This window comes from Streptosporangium sp. NPDC048886 (assembly GCF_055586905.1).
In genome coordinates this window covers 121560-133390 of sequence record NZ_JBVJHH010000032.1, presented here as the reverse complement: position 1 = coordinate 133390, position 11831 = coordinate 121560, and the positions used below count along the sequence as shown (strand labels likewise).

Below are 11831 nucleotides of genomic sequence, written 5' to 3'. Positions count from 1 at the left end.
GCCCGTCGGCCGCCCGCGTACCCGCCCGGCCGCGGTGGCCGCCGACAAGGCTTACTCCTCCCGCGGCAACCGCCTCTATCTGCGCAGGCGCCATACCAGGGCCGTCATCCCGGAGAAGAGCGACCAGGCGGCCAACCGTAAGAACCGCGGTTCCCATGGTGGCCGCCCGGTCAGTCATGATCCAGAGCTGTATAAGCGGCGCAACACGGCTGAGCGCTGCATCAATCGCATCAAGGAGTGGCGCGGGCTGGCCTTCCGCTTCGCCAAGACCCCCGAAAGCTACCTCGCGGGCCTTCATCTACGCGGAGCCATCTTGTGGCTCCGAGACTTTCAACCCATCTGAAGATCGGAATTCCGTACAGGCCCTAGTCGAGGAGGTCGTGGTGCTGTGCATCACTGCACCCGTACGGGTCCCGGCCACACAGGCGTTCCAGGGCTGCATGCCCGCACGAACCACGAGGTGGGTCCGCTCGTTCGCGGGCGGCTCCGTCTCCCTCCGCCCATGCTCTCAGCGGCTCTGTCGTGCTTGCCGGTGGTGGCCTGCCCGTCGGCGCCGAGGCGGGGGAGGCGTCGGTGACCGGTGAAGGGCCGATGCCCGCCGACTGGCTGGCCGACCGGCGGTTGATGATGGAGCCGCTGCAGATGCTCGCCTACCTGGCCGGGTTGCCCGAGGGGCACGTCCATGTGTGGAGTGAGATCGCCCGAGGTGTGCCCTACCACCGGTGTGAGTCGCAGCTGGAGGCCGTTCGCGCGCTCATCCGGCACGACTACGTGACGATCACGTCGCAGGAGCCGTGGCAAGCATGGCAGGAACGCCGTGAGCGGTATCCCGTGGATCCGGACCCGGCGAAGATCCTCGCGGCGCTGCCGTACCTGCTGACCTTCGACGGGCCGCCGGTTCCGGTGTCGCTGCAGCAGCTCGCCGACGACGAAGGGCTGCCGGTCGCCGACATCGCCGAGGGCCTGATGCTGCTGGAGAAGCTCGGCGCGCTGGTGTGGGACGGAGCGGCGCAGACGGCCCGGGCCGCCGCGCCGCCGCAGTTCACGATGGGGTGCGGCCACCCGTTCCCGGCGCCGGACGTGCCGCTGCCCGACGACGGCTGCGAGGTCTACCTGCCACGGTCGACCGACTCATCGGCGAAAACCTCACTTAGGGATCTACAAGGTAAAGGCGGCTTTGCCGTACAGCTTGCGACATCGCGCGCAGATCGGCGTTTGACCCGAGTGGAAGCGCAGACGGTCAAGGTCCAGGAATGCGAGCCGCGCCCCGCGCCACGGGGCGCGGCTCGCTACGTTCTGGGCCATGACCAGCTACTCCTGGCCCGTGGGCCCCGACGCCATAACCGATGTGATCCCGCGGATCACCGCACCGATCCCGGTGGTCTCCCTTCCGGCCTCGCCGACGCTGACGCCCGTGGAGGCGACGCTGTGGGAACCGGTCGCCAAGCAGCCGATCCCCGTCCGGCCGTGGCGGGCCATCTGGTGCGCGCTGAGTCTGGGCCACTTCTGGTGGCTGGGCGGCTCGCAGTGCCTGGACTGCGGCTGGACGCGCGGCCGCGGCTGGAGGAAGAACGCCCGATGAGGACCGGTGAGCCGGACGCGCACGCGGTGGCCATCGCCGACGCGGTCCTGGCCGCGATCGAGGAACCGGGGTGACCGGGTTCCCGGCGGCGGTGCGGGCGGCGATCCGCTCCCGCTCGATGGGGATCTGCGAGGCGTGCGGTCGGCGGCCGGCGACCCAGCAGCACCACCGGGACCCGCGGGGGATGGGCGGCGATCCTCGGACGATCACGAACTGCCCGTGCAACGGGCTGGACCTGGACGACGCCTGCCACGCGTGGGTCGAAAAGAATCGAACGATCGCGCGGAAGCTGGGGCTGCTGCTGGGACCGGGGGAGGACCCGTGTACGGAACCGGTGCTGCTGCGCGCGGCGTACGGGCCCGGCTGGTACCGGCTCGACGTCGACGGCGGCGCGGTGTGGGTGGGGTCGATGCCGTGGCTGTGACCGGTGATGTGAACGGGTGACGCCCGGGTCTCGAAATTCGAGATCCGGGCGTCGTCTACCGTGGGCTGTTCGGCGGTGCCGTTCGAACAGCCGAGCTTCCTCAGGCCGGCCGCTGACGGCCGGGCCGCGGGAGGTCAGCCCATGTGCGGGTAGCGGTGGTCGACCGGCGGGACGAACGTCTCCTTGATCGTGCGGGCGTTGACCCAGCGGATCAGGTTGAAGATCGAGCCGGCCTTGTCGTTGGTGCCCGAGGCACGGGCGCCGCCGAAGGGCTGCTGGCCGACGACAGCGCCGGTGGGTTTGTCGTTGACGTAGAAGTTGCCCGCCGCGAAGCGCAGCCGCTCCGACGCCGAGGCGATCGCGTAGCGGTCCTGGGCGATGACCGAACCGGTCAGCGCGTACGGGGAGACGCTCTCCATCTGGTCGAGCACCGCGTCGAAGTCGGCGTCGTCGTAGACGTGCACGCCGAGGATCGGCCCGAAGTACTCCTTGGTGAAGATCTCGTCGGTCGGGTCGGCCGACTCCAGGATGGTCGGCTTCACGAAGTAGCCGGTGGAGTCGTCGTAGGAGCCGGTCAGCACGTTGATCGAGTCGAGCCCGCGGGCCCGGTCGATCGCGGCCTTGTGCTTGGCGAAGGCCCGCCCGTCGATGACCGCGCCCATGAAGGTCGACATGTCGGCGGCCACGTCGCCGACGGTCAGCGACTCGGAGACGCCGACGAGGTCGTCACGGATCAGCGACCAGACCGAGCGCGGGACGTAGGCGCGGGAGGCCGCCGAGCACTTCTGCCCCTGGTATTCGAACGCGCCGCGGACCAGCGCGGTGGTCAGCACCGCCGGGTCGGCCGAGGGGTGGGCCAGCACGAAGTCCTTGCCGCCGGTCTCGCCGACCAGGCGCGGGTAGGACCGGTAGGAGGCGATGTTGGCGCCCACCGTGGACCACAGGTGCTGGAAGGTCGCGGTGGAGCCGGTGAAGTGGATGCCGGCCAGTTCCGGGTGGGCCGTGGCGACCTCGGAGACGGCGGCGCCGTTGCCGGTCACCATGTTGATGACGCCCGGCGGGAGCCCGGCCTCCTCCAGCAGGCGCATGGTGAAGTGCGCGGCGAACTGCTGGGTGGGGGAGGGCTTCCAGACGACGACGTTGCCCATCAGGGCCGGCGCCGACGGCAGGTTGCCGGCGATGGCGGTGAAGTTGAACGGCGTGATCGCCAGGACGAAGCCCTCCAGCGGGCGGTACTCCATCCGGTTCCACACGCCCGGGGACGACACCGGCTGGTCGCTGTAGAGCTGGCGCGCGTAGGCCACGTTGAAACGCAGGAAGTCGATCAGCTCACAGGCGGAGTCGATCTCGGCCTGCTGCGCCGACTTCGACTGGCCCAGGACCGTGGCGCCGTTCAGCGTCTGCCGGTACGGCCCGGCCAGCAGGTCGGCGGCCTTGAGGAAGATCGCGGCGCGCTCGTCGAACGACAGGGCGCGCCAGGCGGGCGCGGCCCTGCGCGCGGCGTCGATCGCGGCGCGCACGTCGTCGGCGGTGGCGTCAGCCGTACGGCCGAGCACGGAGGCGTGGTTGTGCGGCTGGACCACGTCGATGGAGGCGCCGCCGGCCATTCGCTGCTCGCCGCCGATCGTCATGGTCAGGTCGAGCTGGGCGCCGGCCAGTTCCTTGACGCGGTTCTCGAGCGCCGCACGCTCGGCGCTGCCCGGCCCGTAGCCGAGCACCGGCTCGTTGGCGGGGGTGGGAACGTTGGAGATGGCATCCATCACTTGCCTCCAAGGGCACGAAGAAAGAAGGCGATGTTGGCCGGGCGCTCGGCGAGGCGGCGCATGAAGTAGCCGTACCAGTCGTCGCCGTAGGGGATGTACACGCGCATGGTGTGGCCGGCGCCGGCCAGGGCCTGCTGCTTGTCGGTGCGGATCCCGTAGAGCATCTGGTATTCGTACTCGCCCAGGGATCGGCCGAAACGGTCGGCGAGGGTCTCGGTGATCGAGATGAGCCGGTCGTCGTGCGTCCCCACCATGGGGTAACCCTTCCCCGCCATGAGGATCCGCAGACAGCGGACGTAGGCCTTGTCGACCTCGACCTTGTTCTGGTGGGCCACCGTGGCGGGTTCGGCGTAGGCGCCCTTGACCAGGCGGACCCGCGAGCCCTCGTGGGACAGGTCGCGGCAGTCCGCCTCGGTGCGGAACAGGTATGCCTGGAGGGCGACGCCGGCGGAGGGGTAGTCCTCGCGCACCGCCCGCAGGATGCCCAGCGTGGAGTCGACCGTGGTGTGGTCCTCCATGTCGAAGGTCACGTTCGCCCCCGAGGCGTGGGCGGCCTCGCAGATGCGGCGGGCGTTCTCCAGAGCGATCTTGTCGCCGTCCCCGCCGAGCGCCTGGCCGACCGCCGAGAGCTTCACCGAGACCTCGGCGCGGTCGCCGAGCCCCAGCCCGCGCAGCGCGTCGAGCAGCACGACGTAGGCGTCCGCCGTCTGGGCGGCGGCTCCGGCGTCCCGGGTCTCCTCGCCCAGGTGGTCGACGGTGACGGCGAGACCGGCGCCGGTCAGCCGGCGGATGGCCTCGACCGCGTCCTGGGTGGTCTCGCCCGCGACGAAGCGGTCGACGACCTTGCGGGTCAGCGGGACGCCGGACACCGCGCGCCGGACGAGCGGCACCCGCGAACCGGCGAGAAGAAGGGAACCGAGCATGCTTTCAGACTAAAACCCCTGTTCAGATAGGGCTCATGTGCATCTGCCACGAGCGCTGGAACCGCTGTTCATACAGATGCACAACAATGGGAGGGTGTTGCAGGAGACAGTCGACGAGATCGCCGCCAGGCTCGGGGCTTCCGCCACGCTTGAGGACCGCTCGTTCCAGCTCCTGGCCTATGCCGCGCAGAGCGGCGACATCGACGTGGTGCGCCAGGAGTCGATCCTGCGCCGCCGCGCGACGGAGGAGGTGCGGTCCTACTTCGAGGGATACGGCATCGCCGCCGCGCGCGGCCCGGTCCGCATCCCCGCCGACGCCGAGCTGGGCGTCCTGGCCCGCGTGTGCGTGCCGCTGCGCCACCACGAGGTCACCTACGGCTACCTGTGGCTGCTGGACGACGGCACCCTCGACGGTGACGCGCTCGCCTCGGTGTCGGGCCTGGTCGCCCGGGTCGCCGCGGCGCTCGCCCAGGAGGCCCGCCGCCGCCAGGACCTGGGCCGGAACCTGCGGGAGCTGTTCTCCCCCGACGCCGACGAGCGCTCCTGGGCGCTGTCCCAGCTCGACGTGCGCGGCCCGGTGACCGCCATCGCCGTCCGCACCTCGCTGGAGCGGGTGGCCGCGCTCTGGACCCTCCCGCGCGGTGTGCTCTCCGACCCCGGCCTGCCCGTCCAGGGGGAGTCGCTGGTCGCGCTGCTCGCCCCGGCGGGCCAGGCCTGGCAGCTGGCCGGCCGGGTCCAGTCCATGTACGGCACGGCCGCCGGGGTCGGGGACGCCCGGGCCGAGCCCGCGCAGGCCTGGCGGAGCTGGCGGGAGGCCGTGCAGGCGCTCAGGGTGGCCGACCGGGTGCCCGCCCTCGCCCCCGTCGCGGCCTGGTCCGACCTCGGCGTCTACCGGACGCTGGCCCGCCTGTCCCAGGCCGAGCTGCGCGAGCTGGCGGGGGAGACCGCCGGGCTGGCCGTGGATCCGGAGCTGGCCAGGAGCGTGGAGGGTTACCTCGACCGGGCGGGCCACGTCCAGGGGGCCGCGGCGGCGCTCGGCGTGCACCGCCAGACGCTCTACTACCGGCTGGGCAAGGCCGAGCGGCTCATCGGCCGTGACCTGGCCGACGGCGAGGACCGGCTGCTGGTCCATCTCAGCCTCAAGGCGGCCCGCCTGCTCTAGCGATGCGCCGCCCTCGGGCCGCCGGTGACCGGTGTGTTCCCCGGCTCCCGTCTGTGCGAGCATGCGCCTATGAGCGACGCTGATCCGGTACGGCAGGCGCTGTCGAGGCTGGTGGACTCCGGCGAGCTCCGTGCCGAGCAGGTGGAGCCGGTCGCCCGGGCCGTGCACGAGGCCCTGCGCGACCGGCCGGCCGGTGGCGTGCGGTGGAGCGAGATCGTCTCCTACGTCGGCGGCGGGCTCGTCCTCGCCGGGGCGGCCACCTTCGTCGGCCTGGGCTGGGAGCGGATGTCCCAGCCGGCGAGGATCGCGGTGCTCGCGGTCATCACCGCCCTGCTGCTGGCGGCCGCCGCCTGGCTGGGCCGGATGGCCTGGACGGCGACCGGCCGGACGGCCGCCGTGCAGCGCAGGGTCGCCGCCACGCTCGCCGCGCTGGGCTCGGCGACGGCCGCGCTCTGCGCGGGGGTCGTCGCCGAGCACGACGAGGTGCTGGCCGGTGGCGCGGTGGGGCTGGCCGTCGCGGCCGCCGCCTACGTGGCGCTGCCCACCGCGGTCGGCCTGCTGGCCTGCGGGGCCCTCGCCCTGGTCGCCGTCACCGGCCTGCTGGAGGCGTTCGCCCGGCCCGAAAGCGCCGCGTGGGGGGCCGGTTACGTCGCGCTGGGCGCGCTCGTCCTGGCCCTCGCCCTCGCCGGGCGGCTGGTCCCGCGCCCGCTCGCCCTGGGCATGGGCGCGGTCATCGCGCTGGCCGGAGGGCAGTGGCCGTTGCTGTGGGACGAGCAGACCTGGGGCTACTCGGTGACCGCGCTGATCGCACTGGCCTGCCTGGCTCTGTACGGCAGGGAACGCGCCTGGGTGCTGATCGTCGCGGGTGTGACCGGGCTGACGCTGGCGGTCCCCGAGGCCGTCTGGCACTGGACCGGCGGGGCCGTCGGCGGCGCCGTGATCCTCGTCCTGGCCGGGGCCGTCCTGCTGACCGCCGCCGGCCTCGGCGTCCTGCTGCACCGCCGTACCGCGCCGGGACAAGACAAGCCGGGACAGGCCGAGCAGGGACAGGACGAGGGGTAGGGGAGCGGAGCCACTCCGCCGCGCCGCCGCGCGGCACGAGGACGGTAGGGGGCAGGGGGCCAGCCGGATCTCCCGCCCGGGGCCGGGCATGGAAGCCGGACATGGAAACTGGGGCCCCGCGCGGGGACCCCAGCAGGTGTGGCCGGTCAGTGCCGCGCGGCGAGCGCGTTCTCGTAGACCTGGACGAGCTCCTGGCTGATCCGCTCCCAGGAGTAGCGGGAGCGGGCGCGGTCGGCGCCGGCGAAGCCGAGCGCGGTGCGCCGGGTGGGGTCGGCGAGCAGCTCGCGGATGAGGCGCGAGGTCCGCGCCGGACGGTCCGCCGGCACCAGCAGGCCCGTCACCCCGTCCACGACGGAGTCGAGGTGGGCGCCCACCGCCGAGGCGATGACGGGCACGCCGCACGCCATGGCCTCCAGCGCGACGACGCCGGTCGAGGTCTCCTGCGGCAGCGAGACGACCACGTCGGCGCTGCGCATCAGCTTGGGCACCGAGGTGTGCGGGACCTGCCCGAGCAGGGTGACCCGGTCCTCCACGCCGACCTCCTTGGCCAGCAGCATGACGCGGTGCGCGTCGGCGTCGTGCGGCAGCGCCGCGGCCTCCGGCCCACCGGCGATGAGCAGTTCGGCGTCGGGGATGCCCTCCAGCGCGCGGATGGCGGTGTAGACGCCTTTTTCCTTGGTCAGCGGCCCGACGTGGAGCAGGCGGGGCCGGGTGCCGCGGGCCGCGGCCGGGCCCTGGCGCCGGAACCGCTCGACGTCGACGCCGCAGGGGATCACCGAGATGTTGCGGCGCGGCACGCCCAGCCGGATCAGCGTGGACTCCTCGTCCCCGCATCCGGCGATCACCGCGCTGGCCCGGCGGCCGATCGCGCGCTGCACCCGGACCTTCTTGGCATCGTGGGTGTGCTCGCTGCTGAAGCTCTGGGTGAACGGGACGCCGAGACCGTCGGCTCCCGCGATGGCGGCCAGGCCGCCGGTCCAGGAGTGGGCGTGGATGACGTCCGGGCGGTCCTGCCCCCAGCGGCGCATGAGCTGGTCGCCCAGGTCGGGCAGGTAGGGCAGGACGCTGTCCTCAGGGAGGTCCTCGGCCGGCCCGGCGGGCAGGTTCTCCAGCGTGACACCCTGCGACACCCGCACCCGCGGCTTGTCGGCATCGGAGTGCCGACGCGTGTAGATCGTGACTTTGTGCTCCCGGCCCAGCTCGCGGGCGACGGCGAGGAGGTGGGCACGCTGCGCGGCGATGTCGGACTGGCTCTGGGAGGAGGACAGCGCGTCGGAGGAGACGAATGCAATGTTCACGGCACACCTCTGGGAGGAGATAGGCATGGAAAGCCTGTGATTCCTTCAGGGGTGCCTGCGTCTTAGGCACACGTCTGTATGAGAGAGAACATACCCGGATTCCCGCCGCCGGCAAACCTCAATTTTTCCCGCTCGGCCGCGGTTTCCCGGGGCGGGCGCCGGCCGCGCCCGCCCCTGCCGGTCATCTGCCCAGGTCGGCGCGGATGTCCTGGGCGCCGCGAGTCACCGGGAGCACCGCGCCTTACCGGGAGCGCCGCGCCTTACCGGGAGCGCCGCGCCTTACCGGGAGCGCCGCGCCTTACCGGGAACACCGTGCCGCGAGGCGCGTGGGGCGGGCGAGTCACACGGCGCGCAGGGCGAGGATCACGATCTCGTCCCACACGCGTCCGCCGGAGAAGGCGTGCCGGTCCTCCTCCACAGCCTTGACCACCGTGGCCGGGGACTGCGCCACGCAGCGCGCGAGCACGTCGGCCAGGCGGTTCTCGCCGTACGGCTCGCCCTGCTCGTTCTGCGAGGCGACCAGCCCGTCGGAGTAGAAGACCAGCGTCTGGCCCGAGGACAGCGTGAGCTCCTCGCTGAACATCTCGGCCTCGGCGGCGATGCCGAGCGGCACGCCGCCGCCGGCGGTGAACCGCACCGAGCCGTCGGACTGCAGGATCGCGGCGGGGTGGTGCCCCGCGCTGGCCAGCCTGACCCTGCGCGCCCGGATGAACCCCGCCACCGCCATCACGAACATGCCGCTGTGCTGCACCGTCAGCGCGTGGTTCAGCTTGCGCAGCGCCTCGCCCGGATCGGACTCCCAGACGCTGAGGACGCGCAGCCCGTTGCGGACCATGGCGCTGACCGACGCGGCCTCCTCGCCCTTGCCCGCCGCGCCGCCCAGGGCGAACCCCCACCCGTCCTGTACCGGGAAGACGTCGTAGAACTCGGCCCCGACCAGGCTGGAGCCCGCGTGATAGATCGCCGCCGCCTCGAATCCGGGGATGTCCGGCAGGCTCCGCGGCACCACGCTGGTGCGCAGCGCGTCGGCGGCCTGGGACCGAGTCTGGAAGCTGCGCCGGGCACGTAGGGCGAGTCCGAGGTGGACGCCGATCTCCTCCATCAGGCCCAGGTCGGCCAGGGAGAACGGCTCGCGGTCGCGCAGCCGTAGGAGGGTGAGGGCGCCCAGCGCGCCGCCGTCACCCTGGATCGGCACGATCAGCGCCGAGGCGGCGCCCATGACCCGCAGCAGCGGCGGCCCGCCGGGCACCTCGCCGAGCAGCGTCTCGTCCTCCAGCATCTCGTGGACCACGCCCGAGCCGCCGGTCAGCACGTGGGCGACGGCCGGCGCGGTCAGCGGGGTCATCCCCTCGATCAGCCGGATCAAGTCGGTCACCGGCTTGTCGCCCGGGCCCAGCACGCAGGCCCGCCGGGGCACGCCGTCGCGGACCACGTCGGCGATCACCCAGTCGGCGCTCTCGGCCGCCAGCAGCCGTGCGGCCCGGGTGACGGTCACCGGCTGGCGCAGGCTCTCCTCGTCGAGCAGCAGGCGGGTCATCGCCGACAGCAGCTCCTGGCGGCGGGCGGCGGCCATGACCAGGGAGGCGTCCGACCGGTCGACCGGCCCCCGGGGGGCGCCGGCCACCTGAGCCTCCAGCGGGAGGATCACGACGGCGGTCATCTCCTGCGGCTCACCCGGCATCGTCAGCCGGGTGAGGGCGAGCTGCACCGTGTGCGCGCGGCCCTGGTGGGCCAGCCGCGTCTGGAACGTCGCGGTCTGCCCTCCCTGCTGCACCGCCGTCAGGTGCGAGCGGAACGCCGCGCGCCGGGAGACGTCGACGAACAGCGGGAAGGAGCGCCCGATCAGATAGCCGGCCGGGCTGCCCAGCATCTGGGAGGTCTCCGCGCTGATGCGCCGGACCACCCCCGAGGCGTCCAGCACCACCACGGGGACGGGGAAGGTGCGGAACACCTGCCGCAGCAGCTTGAGCTCCCGCTGCGACCCGCTCTCCCGCTCACCGGACCGCTTGGGCGCCTTGCGCAGCTCGCGCAGGGACGTCTCCAGCAGCTCGCGGGCGGTGTCGAGCTCCGCCAGCGCGGCGTCAAGTGTGGACCGGGGATCGGCTGGGTAGGCGGACCTGGTCTCGCGCAGGGAGGAGACCCTGGTCGTCAGCGCGCTCAGCGCCTGCTCCAAGGCCTGAAGGCCAATGGCGTCGGTCAATGTTCGTCCTCGTCAGCGGCCGGGATGGGACTGGCCCCGTCGTAGACGGTACGCCACCCCGTGGGTCGGATCGATGCGCGGTCAGATAGTGATTAAGTTAGCGAAATCAGGAAGGGGTTCCGTGACATGGAGATGGTCACTCCCGTTCTCGCCCGGGACCTCGCCGCACTCGGCAGGGTCAGCGAGGAGACTTCGAGCGAGAGCGTGCTGCGCGGGCTCACCACCACCCTCGCCGGCGACGTGCCCGGCTGCGCGGGCGGTTCGGCCGAGCTGTGGCGTGCCGAGCGCCTGGTCGTCTCGGCTTCGCACAGCGAGCTCATCGTGCTCGTCGACAGCGAGGGCGAGCTGGGACAGGGGCCCTCCGCCGAGGCCCGCGCCACCGGCCGTCACGTGATCGTCCAGGACGTGCTGCGCGAGTCGCGCTGGCCGGACTACGCCGGCATGGCGGTCCGCTGCGGGATCCGCTCGGTCCTGGCCCTGCCGATCACCGTCGAGCGCGCCGTCCTGGTCCTCGGCCTGTACGGCGTGCGTCCCGGAGTCTTCGCGGCCCGGAGCGTCCCCCCGCTGGCCGACATGCTCGCCGAGCAGGTAGGCGTGGCGCTGGCCAACATGTGGGACTACGACGAGGTCAGGACCGACGCCGCCCAGATGCAGGAGGCGCTGGCCGGCCGGGCGATCATCGACCAGGCCAAGGGCATCATCATGAAGTCCAGCGGCTGCTCGGCCGAGGCCGCCTTCGACGAACTGCGCAGGATCTCCCAGCACCACCAGGTGAAGGTAGCCGATCTGGCCCGGCTGCTGGTCGACGAGCACCAGCGGAACCGGGGCGGGAGAGGCGGCTGAGAGGGCCGCGCCCGAGGGGGCGGCGCCCTGAGCGAGGTGCCCGGGAGGCGGCGCCCAGGGCGGGATGCCCGGGGCGGGATCTGTCCGGGAGGTCGGCGTGTCGCGGCGGCGCCGTGGCCGCCGGGAGGGAGCCCCGGCCGCCGTGGGCACCCGGGCCGGACGGCGGGGGAGCGGGTGGGGAGCGGGCTAACCGAATGCGGCGAGCGCGTCCTCGACCGTGTCGTAGAGGGGCAGGCGCTGGGCCAGGCCGGTGATCCACATCACCTTGGTCTTGGCGTATTCCACGCCGATGAGGGCGAACTTCCCTCCGGAGTTGGTGCTGAGCTGCCAGTGATGGACGATGAGCCCGAGCGCGCGGGAGTCCATGAACGTCACCCCGCCCAGGTCCAGCGCCATGTCCGGGCCGTGCTCGGCCACCTCGCCCGCCAGGTAGTCGGCGAACTGGTCCCTGGTCGTCGCATCCAGCAGGCCCGTCACCCGGATCACATTGACCCCACCGACCAGCGCCGACGTCAGAGTCAGGGCCGCCGCTCTCTCGCCGTTCTCCGACACCGTCACTCAGGTCCTCCTCGCC

Annotated in this window: 11 protein-coding genes; 6 read left to right on the top strand and 5 right to left on the bottom strand. The window is 72.5% G+C overall.

Features of this window, described 5'->3' with window-relative positions; translation table 11 throughout:
- The 3 genes from ACZ6R6_RS33530 to ACZ6R6_RS33520 form a co-directional block, all read left to right on the top strand.
- On the top strand, positions 1-343 hold a 343-nt coding region (locus ACZ6R6_RS33530), incomplete at its 5' end, for a transposase (RefSeq protein ID WP_470100181.1).
- Positions 344-573: 230 nt separating this feature from the next.
- Positions 574-1656, top strand: coding sequence for a hypothetical protein (locus ACZ6R6_RS33525; RefSeq protein WP_470100179.1), 1083 nt, complete (start codon positions 574-576; stop codon positions 1654-1656).
- Positions 1653-2006, top strand: a complete 354-nt coding sequence (locus ACZ6R6_RS33520; RefSeq protein WP_470100177.1) for a hypothetical protein — start codon at positions 1653-1655, stop codon at positions 2004-2006. The genes ACZ6R6_RS33525 and ACZ6R6_RS33520 overlap by 4 nt, the downstream gene beginning before the upstream one ends.
- A gap of 134 nt (positions 2007-2140) precedes the next feature.
- Here the strand turns inward: ACZ6R6_RS33520 and pruA are convergent, their stop codons facing one another.
- A complete protein-coding gene (pruA, locus tag ACZ6R6_RS33515; RefSeq protein WP_470100175.1) occupies positions 2141-3766 on the bottom strand; it encodes an L-glutamate gamma-semialdehyde dehydrogenase in 1626 nt (541 codons plus the stop codon).
- Positions 3766-4692, bottom strand: coding sequence for a proline dehydrogenase family protein (locus tag ACZ6R6_RS33510; protein WP_470100173.1), 927 nt, complete (start codon positions 4690-4692; stop codon positions 3766-3768). The genes pruA and ACZ6R6_RS33510 overlap by 1 nt, the downstream gene beginning before the upstream one ends.
- A gap of 94 nt (positions 4693-4786) precedes the next feature.
- On the opposite strand from ACZ6R6_RS33510, the gene ACZ6R6_RS33505 reads away from it, so the two are divergent.
- Positions 4787-5854 (top strand): PucR family transcriptional regulator, encoded by a 1068-nt coding sequence (locus tag ACZ6R6_RS33505; RefSeq protein ID WP_470100171.1) that lies wholly within the window; start codon positions 4787-4789, stop codon positions 5852-5854.
- A gap of 69 nt (positions 5855-5923) precedes the next feature.
- Positions 5924-6916 (top strand): hypothetical protein, encoded by a 993-nt coding sequence (locus tag ACZ6R6_RS33500; protein WP_470100170.1) that lies wholly within the window; start codon positions 5924-5926, stop codon positions 6914-6916.
- A 146-nt stretch (positions 6917-7062) separates the two neighbouring features.
- On the opposite strand, the gene ACZ6R6_RS33495 is transcribed toward ACZ6R6_RS33500, so the two are convergent.
- On the bottom strand, positions 7063-8214 hold the full coding sequence (locus ACZ6R6_RS33495) for a glycosyltransferase (RefSeq protein WP_470100168.1): 1152 nt from the start codon (positions 8212-8214) through the stop codon (positions 7063-7065).
- Between the two features lie 340 nt (positions 8215-8554).
- Positions 8555-10414: a SpoIIE family protein phosphatase gene (locus ACZ6R6_RS33490; RefSeq protein WP_470100166.1), complete on the bottom strand. Its 1860-nt coding sequence runs from the start codon at positions 10412-10414 to the stop codon at positions 8555-8557.
- Between the two features lie 132 nt (positions 10415-10546).
- On the opposite strand from ACZ6R6_RS33490, the gene ACZ6R6_RS33485 reads away from it, so the two are divergent.
- Positions 10547-11257 carry an ANTAR domain-containing response regulator gene (locus tag ACZ6R6_RS33485; protein ID WP_470100164.1) on the top strand — a complete coding sequence of 237 codons (711 nt, stop codon included), beginning with the start codon at positions 10547-10549 and terminating at the stop codon, positions 11255-11257.
- A 186-nt stretch (positions 11258-11443) separates the two neighbouring features.
- On the opposite strand, the gene ACZ6R6_RS33480 is transcribed toward ACZ6R6_RS33485, so the two are convergent.
- Complete coding sequence (locus ACZ6R6_RS33480; protein WP_470100162.1) at positions 11444-11815, bottom strand: STAS domain-containing protein; 372 nt, start codon at positions 11813-11815, stop codon at positions 11444-11446.
- Between the last annotated feature and the right edge of the window lie 16 nt (positions 11816-11831).

Excerpts from the sequence above, each read along its gene's own strand:
- pruA (WP_470100175.1), bottom strand. The coding sequence starts at position 3,766 with ATGGATGCCATCTCCAACGTTCCCACCCCCGCCAACGAGCCGGTGCTC.
- ACZ6R6_RS33500 (WP_470100170.1), top strand. The coding sequence starts at position 5,924 with ATGAGCGACGCTGATCCGGTACGGCAGGCGCTGTCGAGGCTGGTGGAC.
- ACZ6R6_RS33510 (WP_470100173.1), bottom strand. The coding sequence starts at position 4,692 with ATGCTCGGTTCCCTTCTTCTCGCCGGTTCGCGGGTGCCGCTCGTCCGG.
- ACZ6R6_RS33485 (WP_470100164.1), top strand. The coding sequence starts at position 10,547 with ATGGTCACTCCCGTTCTCGCCCGGGACCTCGCCGCACTCGGCAGGGTC.